Genomic DNA, 15,734 nt, shown 5'->3' with positions numbered 1-15,734 from the left:
CAGCCTAAAGGATGCAACCTATTGGGAAAAGCCAACCGCGCCCTTTTGAGGAGCGGAATAAACAGCGTCCTGCTCGGCGTCTAGTGCCCGACGGCGATCCCGGCCTGACGCTCGGCGGCCTCCACCACGTTGGAGAGTAGCATCGCCCGGGTCATCGGGCCCACGCCGCCCGGATTCGGTGACAGCCAGGCGACGGTAGAGGCGGCGGCCGGTTCGACGTCGCCGGTCAGCGTCGCCTTGCCGGTCGCCGGGTCTGTGACCCGCGTGACGCCGACGTCGAGCACGATGGCCTCTGGCCGCAGGTCGGCCGCCTTGATCATGCCGGGGAAGCCCACGGCCGCGACGACCACGTCTGCCTGGCGCAGCAGGGCCGGCAGGTCCACCGTTCCGGTGTGGGCCAGGGTGACCGTTGCGTTGATGTCGCGGCGGGTCAGGAGCAGCCCGAGCGGGCGGCCGACGGTGATGCCCCGGCCCACCATGAGGACGTTCTTTCCCTCCAGGCTGATGCCATGCCGGCGGAGCAACTCGACGATGCCGTGTGGTGTGCAGGGCAGCGGCGAGTCCAGCGGGCCTCCGACGTTCAGCACCAGTTTTCCGAGGTTGACCGGGTGGAGACCGTCCGCGTCCTTCTCCGGGGCCATTCGTTCGAGGATGGCATTCGCGTCAAGGTGTTTCGGGAGTGGCAGTTGCACGATGTAACCGGTGGTGGCGTCGTCGTCGTTCAGTTCGTCGATGACCTTTTCAAGGTCAGTCTGCGAGATGTCGGCGGGCAGGTCCCGGCGGACCGAGGTGATGCCGACCTGCTCGCAGTCGCGGTGCTTTCCGGCGACGTAGGAGTGACTGCCGGGGTCGTCCCCCACCAGGACGGTGCCGAGGCCGGGGGCGACGCCGTGTCCCTTGAGTGCGCTGATACGGGTGGTCAGCTCGGCGCGGATGGCGGCGGCGGTCTTCTTGCCGTCAAGGATCTGTGCGGTGGGGCTCATACGATGATGCCAGCTTCCAGTTGCTCGAGGACGAATGCCTTGCCGCGGTCGCAGCAGCCGGTGAAACAGCATTCGTTGGTGGGAATGTCATAGTCGGGTGAGGCGGCCGCGGCGGAGGCGAGCGCCCCTTCGGGGAGGTCGTCTACCACTGTTCGTGATCCGGGTAGAGCGGGAAGTCGGCGGTGAGGGTCAGCACGCGGGCGCGCAGGGCTGCGACGTCGGCGCCGGGCTTCAGCGCGGTGGCAATGATGTCCGCCACCTTGGTGAATTCCGTCGCGCCGAAACCGCGGGTGGCCAGCGCCGGGGTGCCAATGCGCAGCCCGGAGGTGACCATGGGTGGGCGAGGGTCGAACGGAACGGCGTTGCGGTTCACGGTGATGCCGATCGAGTGCAGCAGGTCCTCGGCTTGCTGACCGTCGAGCTGCGAGGCGCGCAGATCCACCAGGACCAGGTGCACGTCGGTGCCACCGGTCAGCACTGTGACACCGTGTTCGCCGACGTCGCTGGCCGTCAACCGCTCGGCGATGATCCGGGCACCCTCCAGCACCCGCTCCTGGCGCTCCTTGAACTCCGGTGACCCGGCGATCTTGAACGCGGTAGCCTTCGCCGCGATGACGTGCATCAGCGGACCGCCCTGCTGGCCCGGGAACACCGCCGAGTTGAGCTTCTTGGCCCATTCCTGCTTCGCCAGGATGACACCCGAGCGGGGACCGGCGAGGGTCTTATGCACGGTGGAGGTGACGACGTCGGAGTACGGCACCGGGCTCGGGTGCAGGCCCGCCGCGACGAGTCCGGCGAAGTGCGCCATGTCGGTCCACAGCAGGGCACCCACCTCGTCAGCGATGGCCCTGAACGCGGCGAAGTCGAGCTGCCTCGGGTAGGCGGACCAACCGGCGATGATCACCTGCGGCCTCTCGGCGATGGCCTGGACACGGACCCGCTCCATGTCCAGGCGGTGGGTGTCCTCTTCGACGCCGTACGCAGCAACCTCGTAGAGCTTGCCGGAAAAGTTCAGCTTCATGCCGTGGGTCAGGTGGCCGCCGTGGGCCAGGGAAAGACCCATGATCTTGTCGCCGGGCCTGATCATGGCGGCGAGCGCAGCAGCGTTGGCCTGGGCGCCGGAGTGTGGCTGGACATTGGCGAACTCCGCGCCGAACAGGGCCTTGACCCGCTCGATGGCGAGTTTCTCGGCGACGTCAACATGCTCGCAGCCGCCGTAGTAGCGGCGTCCGGGGTAGCCCTCGGCGTATTTGTTGGTCAGGACCGACCCCTGGGCCTGGAGCACTGCCCGCGGCGCGAAGTTCTCTGAGGCGATCATTTCGAGGGTGTCGCGTTGGCGTGCCAGTTCGTCGGTCAGGACGGCGGCAATCTCCGGGTCAATCTCGGAGAGCGGCGCGTTGGTGACCGCTGAGGTGGCGGATCCGGTGGCGTGCAGGGGCGACGTTGTCACAGTGAACTCCTGGGTGGGTGTGCGTTTCTTCTGGTCAGGCTACCCGCTGAATCCATCGTCCGGCACTGATATTTCGGCCGCACGAAAGCGTCAGCAAGCAAGTACTTGACCATACGTCCCAGGCGTGCGATCCGTGGTCGGCTCTGCGCGCCGTCGTCGTCGGTCTGCCCCTGAACGGAACCTGCGGTCCGGAGCCAACCAGCGAGGACGATGCCTGCCGCTTCCCGATGGTGACCCATCTGACGCCAGTCGCGGCACTTCCGAGTGTATCCCGAGGCACCGTTCATTCGAAGTACGCTTGATTTGTGACTACCTCCTCCTTCATCCTGACCCTCTCCTGTGGCGACCAGCCCGGCATTGTGCACGCGGTGGCCGGCGCGTTGGTGAGTTCGGGCTGCAACATCACCGAATCGCAGCAGTATGGGAGCCCCGACACCGGGACATTCTTCATGCGGGTGGCCATGAGCACAGCGGCACCGCGGACGTCGCTGGAGGCTCACCTCGCTCCCGTCGCCGAAGCGTTCAACATGACCTGGGCGCTGCACGACGACGGCGCCCCCGCCCGCACTCTGATCCTCGCCTCGAAGTCGGCGCACTGTCTCAACGACCTGCTCTTCCAACAGAGGTCGGGGACCCTGCCGATCGAGATCCCCGCAATCGTGTCCAACCATACGGAGTTGGCCGACCTTGCCGCGTTCTACGGCATCCCGTTCCACCACATTCCGGTGACCGCCGACACCCGGCAGTCGGCCGAGGACGCCCTCCGTGACGTCATCGCCGAACACGAGGTGGAACTGGTGGTACTGGCCCGCTACATGCAGATCCTCAGCGACCGGCTCTGTTCGGAACTGGTGGGCCGGGCCATCAACATCCACCACTCCTTCCTGCCATCGTTCAAAGGGGCCAAGCCGTACCACCAGGCGCACGCCCGCGGGGTGAAACTGATCGGGGCAACTGCCCACTATGTGACGCCGGCCCTGGATGAGGGGCCGATCATTGAGCAGGAGGTCATCCGGGTAGACCACGCCCGCTCGGCCGAGCAGTTCGTGGCGATCGGGCGCGACGTCGAAGGCCGCACCCTCACCCAGGCCGTACAGTGGCACGCCGAGCACCGGGTGCTGCTCGACGGTGGCCGGACCATCGTCTTCAACTGACCCCCGGCGTCGCCTCCCTCCCATTGTTACCCGCACCACCCCCGGGCTCACCCGCCCCGCACCCGGGACCAAACTAGGCATCGGGGGGCAACCTTTCCCTCCCGTGTGCCCACCTTGACCCCCGCGGCCCGGATTGCTCACCCCATTCGGTGCTTTAGCTGACGGAAAGCAACCGTCGCGGCTTCGGCGGCTGGCAGGCTAATCCGGCCTGCAGCAACTCAGCCTTGAGCAACAGCGGGGCCACCGCCGTCGGCCAGTCCCACCTCACCACCCGCAGCCCGGTGGAACGGATCCGGTCCTCGCGCAGCTTCTCGTCGATGACTGCCTGCGCCGGCGTCCGGCCCTGCAGATACTCTGGTTTGAGGTACTTACCCCGGCCGTCGAACTCTCCGACCAGACCGTGGTCCTTCCAATAGAAGTCGACCCAGGCGGACCGGCCGCTATGGTCGATGACCTCGTGCTGAAGCTCAGGCGCCGGGAAACCGAGCTGGGCCAGATAGACCCGGCTGAGCGATTCGCCAGGGAACATCGCCTGCCCATCGGCGAAGTTCAGGACCTTCGTTGCGCGACGTCGTTGCGGGGCGGATGGAAGCAATCCGATCCGGCGAGCGACCTCGTCCCTGGTGACTGGCCGGGAGCCTGACTCGGGCGCGAGCGGTTTTGGGTTGAGTAATCGGTCCATCACCGCCACCGCCCAGGGGAAGTCGAAGCACAGGGCAAGCTCGACGGCCGTGGCAACCTTCCCGGTCACGTAACGGCCTCCGAACCTGACGAGTGAAAGCTCCGCAGGGGTCCGCGCTAACCGCTTGACCCCGTTGGAGCTCTTCCGTCCGCTTCCGACCGGCACCATCACCTGAACGGTCGCCGGCAGGGCGGGCCTAGGCAGGCCCCACAGGAGTCCTGCGGTTTCCCCACCGAAGACCGGCGCGAGTTTCGCCGTCCGCCGGACCGCGTCGAGCCGGACTCGATACCGGGCGTCGTCGTCGAGCTCCCCCCACTTCCTCGCCTCGACATAACACCCGTGCCGAATCCGTAGTAGCTCGCCCTGTACCGTCCGGCGCGCCAGCTGCCTGGGCCAGGTTTCGTCGAAGGGGTCGTCCGCGATGGAGATGATGCTTAGAGCCATGGCTCCAGCTAATCCGTTGCGTTCCCCCGGAGGAAGCGCCTTCCGCCGGTATGTGGATAAACTGCGCAGTCGTCCGGCAGGACCGGCAGGGTCAACCCGGACCGGCAGGATCAACCCGGACCGGCAGGGTCAACTTTTCCGTCCCGTCCGTCCACCTTGACCCCCGCAGTCCAGGTTGCTCACCGCGGTGGCCCCGGCAACCCAGCCAGCTAGGCTGAGGTCCATGGCCCACATCATCGAGATCTTCGGCAAAACTCCCACCATCAGTGACTCCTGCTTCATCGCTCCGACGGCGTCGATCATCGGCGATGTGGTCCTTGGCGAGGACTCCAGCGCCTTCTACGGCGTGTCGGTCCGCGGCGACACCGCCGCCATCCGCGTGGGCGACGGCACCAATCTGCAAGACAACGTGGTGCTTCACGCGGACCCAGACTTTCCGACGACGGTCGGCAACCGGGTCAGCGTCGGCCACACGGCCGTGATCCACGGCTGCACCATCGGCGACGACTGCCTGATCGGCATGAGCGCCACCGTGATGAACGGCGCGGTCATTGGCGCCGGGTCGCTGGTTGCTGCGGGGGCCCTCGTGTTGGAAGGAATGCAGGTCCCACCCCGCTCGCTCGTCGCCGGGGTGCCGGCAAAGGTCAGGCGCGAACTGACCGACAGCGAGTTCGAGAAGGTCCGGCAGAACGCATCGTCCTATCAAGTGTTGGCCACATCCCACCGCCAAGCGTTAACTTCTTGACTACAAGGTGGCTGTGTAGCACCCTGTAGTACATGCCCGCAGGACGCCCGAGGACCAAGCGTGACTTCGACGGTAATCCTCCCAGCCCGGGTTCCCAGTCGGCTCTCCGGCAGCGCAACCAGCAACGGATCATCAGTGTCCTCGCGGGCGGCCCGCAGACCCAGGCGGAGCTGGCACGGCAAACAGGCCTCTCCACGGCGACGGTTTCCAACATCGTCAAGGCAATGGTCGACGTCGGACTCGCCACCACCGCACCCACCACCAGTTCGGGACGCCGGGCGCTGTCTGTGATCCTCAACGACAACGGGTCGCTTGCGGTGGGCATCGACATCGGCCGCCGCCACGTCCGGGTGGTCTTGGCGGGACTGGATTACCAGGTGATGCAGGATGAAGCGACCGCTCTGCCGCTGGGGCACTGCGCCAGGGAAGGGCTCGACGCCGCCGAACGCCTCCTCGACCAGCTCCTCCTGCGTGCGGGCACCAGCCGCGCCTCCGTGCTCGGCGCCGGGGTGGGGATACCCGGCCCCATCGACCGCCGCACCGGCACCGTGGTGCAGGGCGCCATCCTGCCCGAGTGGGTGGGAATCAACATCCTCGCCACCTTCGGCGAACGGCTCGGATTCCCCGTCTTCATTGACAACGACGCCAATCTGGGCGCCCTCGCACAGGTCACCTGGGGGCCGCACGGTGCGATTGAAAACCTGATGTTTCTCAAGGTCGGCTCCGGCATCGGCGCTGGGCTCATCCTCGGCGGCACGGTCTACTACGGCCACGTCGGCATCACCGGTGAACTGGGCCACAGCACCATCGTCGAACACGGCCTCGTCTGCCGGTGCGGCAACCGAGGCTGTCTGGAGACTGTCGCGTCGACCAGCACCATGGTGGACCTCCTGAGCCGCCGCGCCGAGGGCCTGATCAGCGTCGACGAACTGGTGAACCTCGCACTGGCCGGTGACACCGCCGCGCTCCGGGTGATCGATGATGCCGGCCTCGCCCTGGGCAAGGCGGTAGCCAACGTGGCAAACCTGATCAACCCGGAACTCGTGGTGATCGGCGGCCCGCTGACCAGGCTCGGCGACATCCTGCTCGAACCCATCCGCCGAGGCCTCCTCCGTCATGCAGTCCCCGTGGTGGGCGAGTCGACCGCGGTGCTCATGTCAGCCCTCGGAGACCGCACCGAGGCGCTCGGGGGCGCCGCCGTCGTCCTCTCGCAACCGCACCTTCATAACGTTTAGCTACCAATGAAAGCCGTTCTGTGTTCAAGACTTGACTCCAAACGGCTGGGCAGGGTTAACTTCCTATTCTGGCCTGTCAGGGTCAGGGAGAGTCAATGCCGTCACTCGGGAGGATGCGTATGGAGCATCACAAGATCCTAGAAATGCGTTCAATCACCAAAGAATTCCCGGGTGTCAAAGCCCTCGACCAGGTTTCCATCACCGTCGAGGCTGGCGAAATCCATGCCATCTGCGGCGAAAACGGAGCCGGCAAGTCCACTCTGATGAAGGTCCTCTCGGGTCTCTACCCGCACGGCACCTACGACGGCGCCATCATCTTCCAGGGCGAAGAGGTGGAATTCAAGGACATCCGGTCCAGCGAAGCAGCTGGCATCGTGATCATCCACCAGGAACTCGCGCTCATCCCCGAACTGTCGATCGCCGAGAACATATTCCTTGGCAACGAACCAGGGAAACGCGGAGTCATCGACTGGGATTCCGCGAACGCGCAAACGCTTGAGCTGATGGCCCGGGTGGGGCTCCGCGAGGAAGCCAACACCCCGGTCAAGGACATCGGTGTGGGCAAGCAGCAACTGGTAGAGATCGCCAAGGCCCTCAGCAAATCAGTGAAGCTGCTGATCCTGGACGAGCCCACCGCAGCATTGAACGAATCCGACTCGCAGCACCTGCTTGACCTGATGGCCGGGCTACGCTCCAAGGGCATTACCTGCATCATGATCTCGCACAAGCTCAACGAGATCGAGCAGATCGCCGACTCCATCACGATCATCCGCGACGGCAAAACCATCGAGACGCTGCATGTGAAGAACGACGGCGTCGATGAGGACCGGATCATCCGGGGCATGGTGGGACGATCCCTTGAATCACGCTTCCCCGACCACACCCCGAAGATCGGCGAGACCTTCTTTGAGGTCCGCAACTGGACTGTCGGCCACCCGGCTGTTGCCGACCGGCTGGTCTGCAAGGACTCCAGCTTCAAGGTCCGCAGAGGCGAAATCGTTGGATTTGCGGGACTGATGGGCGCAGGACGCACCGAGCTCGCCCGCTCCATCTTCGGACGCTCCTACGGTAACTTCATCTCCGGCGAAATCTACAAAGACGGCGAGCAGGTCACCCTCAAATCGGTACCGTCCGCCATCAAACACGGGCTGGCCTACGTCACCGAGGACAGGAAGACCCTCGGGCTGAACCTGCTCGACGACATCAAAACCACCACCGTATCTGCGGCGCTGAAGAAGATCACCCGCGGACTGGTGGTCGACAACGACGAGGAATTCGTCGTCGCCGAAAAATACCGCAAGTCCCTGCGCACCAAGACACCGTCGGTCAACGAAGGGGTCTCGAAGCTCTCGGGTGGTAACCAGCAGAAGGTGGTTCTCGCCAAGTGGATGTTCACCGACCCAGACCTGCTGATTCTCGACGAACCCACCCGGGGGATCGATGTGGGCGCCAAGTACGAGATTTACGGGATCATTCAGCAACTCGCCAATCAAGGCAAGGGAGTGATCGTCATCTCCTCGGAGTTGCCGGAACTCCTGGGCATCTCAGACCGTATCTACACCATCTTCGAGGGAGCCATCACGGGCGAACTAGCCCGTGGCGAAGCCGACCAGGAATCGTTGATGAAACTTATGACCGCCCGCAGGAAGACTGCCTAGCTTTTAGGACCACCCCATGACCTCCCTCAAACAACTCTTTGGCGGCGATACGCGGCAATTCGGGATGATCTTCGCCCTGCTCGCCCTGGTCGTCTTCTTCCAGATCATGACCGGCGGAAAGACGCTCACCTCCGGCAATATGATGAACCTCTTCAACGGCAACTCGTACATCCTGATCCTCGCGATCGGGATGGTGCTGGTGATCATCGCCGGCCACATCGACCTGTCGGTCGGTTCCATCGCAGCGTTCGCCGGGATCGTCGTCGCCCTGGTGATGCGGGACTGGGACTTCCCCTGGTACCTGGGGATCGTCGTCGGCCTGGTCCTGGGCGCGCTGATTGGGGCGTGGCAAGGCTTCTGGGTGGCGTATGTCGGCATTCCAGCCTTCATCGTCACCCTGGCGGGCATGCTGCTTTTCCGGGGCGCCAACCAGTTTGTCGGCCAGTCCAACACCGTTCCCGTCCCTCAGGAGTTCCGGTTCATCGGTGCCGGGTACCTGCCGGAAATTGGGCCGAGCTTCGGGTACAACAACCTGACCCTGTTGCTCGGGTTTGCCCTCGTCGCCGCGGTGATCTACAACGAAGTACGCACCCGCCGCCGGTTCGCGAAGATCGGCGCCGAAGCACCCCCCGTCTGGGTCTCCGTCGTCAAAATGTTCCTGCTGTCGGCGGTCATCCTGTACGCGACCTACCTGTTCGCCACCGGTAACCCCGGTACCTCGTTCCCCGTCCCCGGGCTGATCCTCGGTGCGCTCGTCATCATCTATGGCTTCATCTCCACCAAAACCATCATTGGCCGCCACGTATACGCAGTCGGTGGCAACCGCCACGCCGCGAAACTGTCGGGGGTCCGTAGCCGTCGGGTCGATTTCCTCGTCATGATGAACATGTCCATCCTGGCCGCACTGGCCGGCATGATCTTCGTCGGACGTTCCACAGCATCGGGACCGTTTGACGGCGTCGGCTGGGAACTCGATGCCATTGCCGCGGTATTCATTGGCGGCGCCGCTGTCACGGGTGGTGTGGGCACGGTCGTAGGGTCAGTCATTGGTGGGCTCGTCATGGCTGTGCTGAACAACGGTCTGCAACTGCTCGGCGTCGGCGCCGACCTGACTCAAATCATCAAGGGCCTCGTGTTGCTGGTCGCCGTCGCCTTTGACGTCTACAACAAGAGCCAGGGCAAGCCCTCCATCACCGGCATGATCATGAAGAATTTCGGCAACAAGGGGAAACCCGAACTGCCGACAGCCACCGAGACGGTCATTTCCAATGACGTCTCGGCCCGCTAACCCAAACCAACACTTCAGCAGTTAGTCACTTAGTTCACTAAAGGAGCAGTAATGCGCAAGTACGCACGTTCACTAGCGGCAATCGCCGCGATTTCAGCACTGGCCATCTCTGGTTGCGGCCGCGATGCCGGGACCGAAACCGAAGGAGAAGGCGGATTTGAGGACGGCGCAGCGATCGGCGTCGCCCTGCCCCAGAAGACGTCGGAGAACTGGGTGCTCGCTGAGGGCCTGTTCAACGATGGTCTGACCGACGCCGGGTACGACCCCGATGTTCAGTTCGCCAACGGTGGCGTTTCCGAGCAGCAGAACCAGATCAGCTCCATGATCACCAACGGCGTCGAGGTTCTGATTGTGGGAGCCATTGACGGCGCCCAGCTGGGGACCCAGCTGGCCCAGGCGAAGGAAGCCGGCATCACCGTCATCGCATATGACCGGTTGCTGACCAACACGGAAGACGTCGACTACTACGTGGCCTACGACAACTTCCAGGTGGGCGAGCTGCAGGGCCAGGCACTGCTCGACGGCATGGCTGAGCGCGGCGAAGGCCCGTACAACATCGAGCTGTTCGCTGGCTCACCCGATGACGCCAACGCCCAGGTCTTCTTCGACGGTGCAATGAGCATCCTCGAGCCTGAGATCGAATCCGGCAACGTCGTCGTCACCTCCGGTCAGACCGAATTCAACCAGGCTGTCACCCAGGGCTGGGAAGCCGGCAACGCGCAGACCCGCATGGACACCCTCCTCACCGGTACCTACGGTTCCGAGGAACTCCACGGCGTCCTCTCCCCCAACGACACCCTGGCCCGCGCCATCCTGACGTCGGTTCAGGCCAGCGGCAAGGACCTCCCCGTCGTGACCGGGCAGGACTCCGAGGTCGAATCGGTTCGCTCCATCATGGCCGGCGAGCAGTACTCCACCATCAACAAGGACACCCGCGCCCTCGTCGCCCACTCCATTGAAATGGTTCAGGGACTCGGCGCAGGTGAGGAACTCGAGATCAACGATCCCGATTCCTACGACAACGGCGTCAAGGTTGTTCCCGCGTACCTGCTGGAACCACAGATCGTCACCAAGGAAAACGCTGCTGCAGCCTACGAAAACGATCCAACGCTTTCCGAGATCGTCAACGAGTAACCAGCTTGTCTTAAGTAGCCCGGTCCCGATGGGGCCGGGCTACTTTTTTGCCGGCAGGCAGGCAAAGATAGAACGATGAACTCCCTCCAACCTGCCCGGCAGATCCCCCAACCGCCCTGCGCCGCACCCGGCGCCGCCGATCCGTTCGCAGCCACCGGCGAACCGCTCCGCTGGGGAGTCGTCGCCACCGGGCGCATTGCCAGCAATGTCACGCATGATCTTGCGGGGCTGGAAGACAGCGTCCTGCAGGCGGTCAGCTCCCGGTCCCAGGCGTCAGCCCAGGCCTTCGCCAAGCAGTTCGGTTTCGTGTCGAGCTACCACGACGCCGACGGCGTCACCGGGTACCAGCACCTCTTCAACGATCCCGACGTCGACGTCGCCTACATCGCGACGCCCCACGCCCAGCACTACGAGGTGGCCAAGGCCGCCCTCGAGTCGGGGAAGCACGTCCTGTGCGAGAAGGCGTTCACTGTCAACGCGCGGGAGGCCGCGGAGCTAATCGACCTGGCCCGCGCCAACAACCTCTTCCTCATGGAAGCCCTCTGGAGCCGCTTCCTGCCGAGCGTCAACCGGGCCTGGGAGATCATCCACTCCGGAGAGCTCGGCGACATCCAGTGGGTCCAGGCCGATCTTGGCTTCCCCTCCGACCACGGGCGCGACCACCGGCTGTGGGACCCGGCCGCCGGCGGCGGAGCACTGCTCGACCTCACCGTCTACCCGCTGACTTGGGCGCTCGGCGCGCTCGGCTTCCCCTCAGCGGTGACGGCGACCGCTGTCCTGAACGACGACGGCATCGACACCCAGAACGGGCTCACCCTCACCTACCGGAACGGTGCGCAGGCCCAGCTGACGTCGTCGTTGGTGTCCTCCGGCCCCGGCCAGGCGACCGTGTCAGGTTCGGCCGGCTGGTTGCGGACCGGGTCGGTACTGCACAACCCGCGGGAGCTGACCATTCAGCCGCATCAGGGCGAGCAACGGGTGGAAACCTTTGAGCAGGCCGGCCGCGGCTACGTCTATGAGCTGCGCGAAACCACCCGCTGCATCCAGCAGGGACTCACGGAGAGCCCCACCATGCCGTGGGCCGACACGTTGAACACCATGCGGCTCCTCGACGGAGTCCGGGACCAGCTGGGGCTGCGCTACGCCAACGACGGGGACGGCGACGGGGAGTAGCTCCGAGATACGGCGGGCATGAGAAGCAGCGGGGCACAGACGCAGCCGACCCTGAAACCAGAGAGACCCGGCGGATTTCCGCCGGGTCTCTCTGTGTCTATTCAAACGTGTCTATTCAAGCGTGCCTGTCCGAGCAAGTACTAGCTCAGGCGTGCCTTCAGGTTGTCATCGAGGGTCGCAAGGAAGTCCTCGGTGGTCTGGTACGCCTGGTCCGGGCCGACGAGAGCCGCGAGGTCCTTGGTCATGTGACCGGCCTCGACGGTCTTGATGACCACATCCTCGAGGGTCTCAGCGAAAGTGATGACCTCGGGGGTGTTGTCCAGCTTGCCGCGATGCATCAGCCCACGGGTCCACGCGAAGATCGACGCGATCGGGTTCGTGGACGTGGGCTTGCCCTGCTGGTGCTGGCGGAAGTGACGGGTCACGGTGCCGTGAGCTGCCTCGGCTTCGACGGTCTTGCCGTCCGGGGTCATTAGCACCGAGGTCATCAGACCCAGCGAGCCGAAGCCCTGGGCGACCGTGTCGGACTGGACGTCGCCGTCATAGTTCTTGCAGGCCCAGACGTAGCCGCCCTCCCACTTCATGGCGGAGGCCACCATGTCGTCGATCAGGCGGTGCTCGTAGGTGAGGCCGGCAGCCTCGAACTGGTCCTTGAATTCGGCGTCGAAGATTTCCTGGAAGAGATCCTTGAACTGGCCGTCGTAGGCCTTCAGGATGGTGTTCTTCGTGGAGAGGTACACCGGGTACTGGCGCTGCAGGCCGTAGGCGAAGGACGCCCGGGCGAAGTCACGGATCGACTCGTTGAAGTTGTACATGCCCATGGCCACGCCGCCCTCTTCAGGCATGGTGACGACGTCGAACTTCATCGGCTCGGAGCCATCGGCGGGCTCGAACATCATGGTGACCTTGCCGGGACCCGGCACCTTGAAGTTGGTGGACTTGTACTGGTCGCCGTGGGCGTGGCGGCCGATGATGATGGGCTTGTTCCAGCCCGGCACCAGACGCGGAATGTTGGAGATGATGATCGGTTCGCGGAAGACCACGCCGCCCAGGATGTTGCGGATGGTGCCGTTGGGCGAAACCCACATTTTCTTCAGGCCGAACTCTTCGACGCGTGCCTCATCGGGGGTGATGGTGGCGCACTTGACGCCCACACCGTGCTCCTTGATGGCGTTCGCGGCGTCGATGGTCACCTGGTCATCGGTGGCGTCGCGGTTCTGGATGGAGAGGTCGTAGTACTTGAGGTCGATATCCAGGTACGGGTTGATCAGGCGGTCCTTGATGAACTGCCAGATAATCCGGGTCATCTCGTCGCCGTCGAGTTCGACAACCGAACCCTGAACCTTGATTTTCGTTGCAGGCGCGTCAGTCACACGGTCTCCTTGCGATGGTGGGCCGGCGGCCATTGTGATGGACGCGGCTCGGCCCGCGATTTGTACTGGTTTTATCCTGCCCAACTATGCCACAGGCCACTATTGGTGCCCTAAATGGGGGGCAGCCCTTCGGCTCGAACAATATTTCCCCAGCGGTCCATCATGGCGCCGGGTGCGATTGCTTTTCCCCACCGGTCGGTGGCAGGGGCGGGCCGCAGCCCGCGGGTATCGGGCGCCGGATTGTGGCCGGGTGCCTGACCGGCGGTCGGGTAAGACGCCGCCTGACCACGAAAGGCTTTTGGGGTGAGCGCGGCGGGCAGTCCGTGAGTCCCGGGTCGGGTCATTCCGGGGACCTGCGGCGCCCAGGCGGGCAGGTTGAGCGGACGCAGATCCGCCAGATTGGGGTGGCGCACCGGGTCCAGCCCGGCGTCCACCTTCTTCTGGTGCCGGCTCGCGGCGCGGAAGTTCCTGACGGCAAACACGCCGGCAATAATCCACAGGAACACTCCCGGCGTGGCGCCCAGGAACAACGTCAAGACGGCGAACAGCACCACCGCCAGACCGAGGAAGGCGGAGATCATCCGGGTTCCCGGCGACACTCCGCGCGCGAAAGCCGAACCGATCAGCGCCATCCCTGCCGCAAGGGTGAGAATCGATGCGATCTCCATGGGCCCCGCCGTCTCTGTTATGCCGGCTAGTGGAAGAAGTGCCGGGTGCCGGTGAAATACATGGTAACGCCTGCCGCAGTCGCCGCGTCGACCACCTCCTGGTCCCGCACTGACCCGCCCGGCTGCACCACGGCGCGCACGCCGGCGTCGAGCAGGATCTGCAGGCCATCAGCGAAGGGGAAAAACGCGTCCGACGCCGCCACCGCGCCTCGTGAGCGGTTGACCCCGTCGCCGGCCAGGGTATTCGCCCGTTCGACGGCGAGCCTGCAGGAATCGACCCGGTTGACCTGGCCCATGCCGACCCCCACGGCCGCCCCACCGTCAGCGAGGAGGATGGCGTTGGATTTAGCGGCCCGGCAAGCGGTCCAGGCGAACGCGAGGTCGGCGAGGGTGCGCTCATCGGCGGCGGGTCCCGCGGCGAGGGTCCAGGTTTCCGGTGCATCGCCGTCGGCCTTCACCGTGTCGGCCAGCTGCACCAGCACTCCACCGGATACCTGCCGGATCTCCGCCGGGTCCCGCCGGTACCCCTCAGGCAGGGTCAGCAGGCGGATGTTCTTTTTGGCGGACAGGATGGTGACGGCTTCGGGGGCGAAGTCGGGGGCGATGACCACCTCAGTGAAAACGTCCTTCACTGCGGTGGCCATGGCGGCGGTGACGGTCCGGTTGGCGGCGATGACGCCGCCAAAAGCCGACACCGGGTCGCAGGCGTGCGCCTTGGCGTACGCGTCAGCGATCGGGTCGTCGGTGTCGGTTGCGCCGACCGCCACACCACACGGGTTGGCGTGTTTGATGATGGCGACCGCGGGCTGGTCGAAGTCGAAGGCAGCGCGCAGGGCGGCGTCCGCGTCTACGTAGTTGTTGTAGCTCATGGCTTTGCCGTGCAGCTGGTCAGCCTGGGCGATGCCCGGGGTGGCGCCCTTCTCCACGTACAGGGCGGCGTCCTGATGCGGATTTTCGCCGTAGCGCAGCACCTCGGAACGTTCCAGGGCGATACCGGCGTAGGCGGGCCAGGAGTCGCCGTCGGTGGTGCCGTCCCCGAACTGGGAGGCGGTCCAGGCGGCCACCGAGTTGTCATAGGCGGCGGTGTGGGAGAACGCGAGCGCAGCCAACCGGCGTCGTGCGCTGAGGTCGAACCCACCGGCGTCGGCGGCGGCCACCACGTCGCCGTACCGCGCCGGGTCCACCACAATAGCCACCGAGGGGTGGTTCTTCGCCGCCGAGCGCACCATGGCGGGCCCGCCGATGTCGATCTGCTCGACGACGTCGTCCTCGCCAGCCCCGGACTTCACCGTGTCGACGAAGGGATAAAGGTTTACCACCACGAGGTCGAAGGGCTCCACCTCGAGCTGGCGGAGCTGCTCGACGTGGTCCTCGCGGCGGCGGTCCGCCAGGATTCCGGCGTGCACCATCGGGTGCAGTGTCTTGACCCGGCCATCGAGGCATTCCTGGAAGCCGGTCAGCTCGGACACCTCGGTCACGGGGACTCCCGCGGCGGCGATGCGCTTGGCTGTGGACCCGGTGGAGACGATGCTGACGCCGGCGCGGTGCAGCCCCCTGGCCAACTCCTCCAACCCCGTCTTGTCGTACACCGAGATCAGTGCCCGGCGGATGGGAACTTGGTCAAGATGGTTCAGGCTCACGCGGTGGCTCCAGGATTTTCGCTGCGGGTGGGATCGCTTTTAGTCTAGGTCACGGGGCCTACCGCCCCCAGCTCTCGTCGACCCCGACGCTCCGGCGGTACAGTGTC

14 protein-coding genes are annotated in these 15,734 nt (G+C 65.0%); 7 read left to right on the top strand and 7 right to left on the bottom strand.

Features of this window, described 5'->3' with window-relative positions; genetic code table 11:
• Positions 1 to 80: 80 nt before the first annotated feature.
• From ACX80O_RS06195 to glyA, 3 genes are read right to left on the bottom strand one after another with little or no spacing between them, the layout of a single operon-like run.
• Complete coding sequence (locus tag ACX80O_RS06195) at positions 81 to 983, bottom strand: bifunctional methylenetetrahydrofolate dehydrogenase/methenyltetrahydrofolate cyclohydrolase (protein ID WP_459332880.1); 903 nt, start codon at positions 981 to 983, stop codon at positions 81 to 83.
• Complete coding sequence (locus tag ACX80O_RS06190; RefSeq protein WP_459305013.1) at positions 980 to 1,132, bottom strand: hypothetical protein; 153 nt, start codon at positions 1,130 to 1,132, stop codon at positions 980 to 982. The genes ACX80O_RS06195 and ACX80O_RS06190 overlap by 4 nt, the downstream gene beginning before the upstream one ends.
• Complete coding sequence (glyA, locus tag ACX80O_RS06185) at positions 1,126 to 2,433, bottom strand: serine hydroxymethyltransferase (protein ID WP_459305014.1); 1,308 nt, start codon at positions 2,431 to 2,433, stop codon at positions 1,126 to 1,128. Before glyA ends, ACX80O_RS06190 begins: the two co-directional genes overlap by 7 nt.
• 305 nt (positions 2,434 to 2,738) lie before the next feature.
• On the opposite strand from glyA, the gene purU reads away from it, so the two are divergent.
• Complete coding sequence (gene purU / locus ACX80O_RS06180; RefSeq protein WP_459332879.1) at positions 2,739 to 3,587, top strand: formyltetrahydrofolate deformylase; 849 nt, start codon at positions 2,739 to 2,741, stop codon at positions 3,585 to 3,587.
• 154 nt (positions 3,588 to 3,741) lie between these two features.
• Here purU and ACX80O_RS06175 read toward each other — a convergent pair whose 3' ends face one another.
• Positions 3,742 to 4,713 carry a hypothetical protein gene (locus ACX80O_RS06175; RefSeq protein ID WP_459332878.1) on the bottom strand — a complete coding sequence of 324 codons (972 nt, stop codon included), beginning with the start codon at positions 4,711 to 4,713 and terminating at the stop codon, positions 3,742 to 3,744.
• Between the two features lie 223 nt (positions 4,714 to 4,936).
• Between ACX80O_RS06175 and ACX80O_RS06170 the strand changes: the two genes are divergently transcribed.
• The 6 genes from ACX80O_RS06170 (at position 4,937) to ACX80O_RS06145 (ending at position 11,946) form a co-directional block, all read left to right on the top strand.
• Positions 4,937 to 5,458 carry a gamma carbonic anhydrase family protein gene (locus tag ACX80O_RS06170; RefSeq protein WP_459332877.1) on the top strand — a complete coding sequence of 174 codons (522 nt, stop codon included), beginning with the start codon at positions 4,937 to 4,939 and terminating at the stop codon, positions 5,456 to 5,458.
• A gap of 32 nt (positions 5,459 to 5,490) precedes the next feature.
• Positions 5,491 to 6,693, top strand: a complete 1,203-nt coding sequence (locus ACX80O_RS06165; protein ID WP_459332876.1) for an ROK family transcriptional regulator — start codon at positions 5,491 to 5,493, stop codon at positions 6,691 to 6,693.
• A 119-nt stretch (positions 6,694 to 6,812) separates the two neighbouring features.
• On the top strand, positions 6,813 to 8,351 hold the full coding sequence (mmsA, locus tag ACX80O_RS06160; RefSeq protein WP_459305019.1) for a multiple monosaccharide ABC transporter ATP-binding protein: 1,539 nt from the start codon (positions 6,813 to 6,815) through the stop codon (positions 8,349 to 8,351).
• A 16-nt stretch (positions 8,352 to 8,367) separates the two neighbouring features.
• Positions 8,368 to 9,639, top strand: coding sequence for a multiple monosaccharide ABC transporter permease (mmsB, locus tag ACX80O_RS06155; RefSeq protein WP_459305020.1), 1,272 nt, complete (start codon positions 8,368 to 8,370; stop codon positions 9,637 to 9,639).
• Between the two features lie 51 nt (positions 9,640 to 9,690).
• Positions 9,691 to 10,773 carry a substrate-binding domain-containing protein gene (locus ACX80O_RS06150; RefSeq protein WP_459305021.1) on the top strand — a complete coding sequence of 361 codons (1,083 nt, stop codon included), beginning with the start codon at positions 9,691 to 9,693 and terminating at the stop codon, positions 10,771 to 10,773.
• Positions 10,774 to 10,848: 75 nt separating this feature from the next.
• Positions 10,849 to 11,946 (top strand): Gfo/Idh/MocA family protein, encoded by a 1,098-nt coding sequence (locus tag ACX80O_RS06145; protein ID WP_459332875.1) that lies wholly within the window; start codon positions 10,849 to 10,851, stop codon positions 11,944 to 11,946.
• Between the two features lie 140 nt (positions 11,947 to 12,086).
• On the opposite strand, the gene ACX80O_RS06140 is transcribed toward ACX80O_RS06145, so the two are convergent.
• From ACX80O_RS06140 to purH, 3 genes are all read right to left on the bottom strand, one after another.
• A complete protein-coding gene (locus tag ACX80O_RS06140) occupies positions 12,087 to 13,319 on the bottom strand; it encodes an NADP-dependent isocitrate dehydrogenase (RefSeq protein ID WP_459305023.1) in 1,233 nt (410 codons plus the stop codon).
• A 110-nt stretch (positions 13,320 to 13,429) separates the two neighbouring features.
• Complete coding sequence (locus ACX80O_RS06135; RefSeq protein WP_459305024.1) at positions 13,430 to 13,987, bottom strand: hypothetical protein; 558 nt, start codon at positions 13,985 to 13,987, stop codon at positions 13,430 to 13,432.
• 26 nt (positions 13,988 to 14,013) lie between these two features.
• Positions 14,014 to 15,627 carry a bifunctional phosphoribosylaminoimidazolecarboxamide formyltransferase/IMP cyclohydrolase gene (purH, locus tag ACX80O_RS06130; RefSeq protein WP_459305025.1) on the bottom strand — a complete coding sequence of 538 codons (1,614 nt, stop codon included), beginning with the start codon at positions 15,625 to 15,627 and terminating at the stop codon, positions 14,014 to 14,016.
• Between the last annotated feature and the right edge of the window lie 107 nt (positions 15,628 to 15,734).

The organism is Arthrobacter glycogeni, assembly GCF_054511155.1.
The sequence above is the reverse complement of the archived record's forward strand: the minus strand, read 5'-3'. Positions and strand labels throughout refer to the sequence as shown.

Excerpts from the sequence above, each read along its gene's own strand:
- ACX80O_RS06175 (WP_459332878.1), bottom strand. The coding sequence starts at position 4,713 with ATGGCTCTAAGCATCATCTCCATCGCGGACGACCCCTTCGACGAAACC.
- ACX80O_RS06170 (WP_459332877.1), top strand. The coding sequence starts at position 4,937 with ATGGCCCACATCATCGAGATCTTCGGCAAAACTCCCACCATCAGTGAC.
- ACX80O_RS06165 (WP_459332876.1), top strand. The coding sequence starts at position 5,491 with ATGCCCGCAGGACGCCCGAGGACCAAGCGTGACTTCGACGGTAATCCT.
- mmsA (WP_459305019.1), top strand. The coding sequence starts at position 6,813 with ATGGAGCATCACAAGATCCTAGAAATGCGTTCAATCACCAAAGAATTC.
- ACX80O_RS06195 (WP_459332880.1), bottom strand. The coding sequence starts at position 983 with ATGAGCCCCACCGCACAGATCCTTGACGGCAAGAAGACCGCCGCCGCC.
- ACX80O_RS06135 (WP_459305024.1), bottom strand. The coding sequence starts at position 13,987 with ATGGAGATCGCATCGATTCTCACCCTTGCGGCAGGGATGGCGCTGATC.
- mmsB (WP_459305020.1), top strand. The coding sequence starts at position 8,368 with ATGACCTCCCTCAAACAACTCTTTGGCGGCGATACGCGGCAATTCGGG.
- ACX80O_RS06150 (WP_459305021.1), top strand. The coding sequence starts at position 9,691 with ATGCGCAAGTACGCACGTTCACTAGCGGCAATCGCCGCGATTTCAGCA.
- ACX80O_RS06145 (WP_459332875.1), top strand. The coding sequence starts at position 10,849 with ATGAACTCCCTCCAACCTGCCCGGCAGATCCCCCAACCGCCCTGCGCC.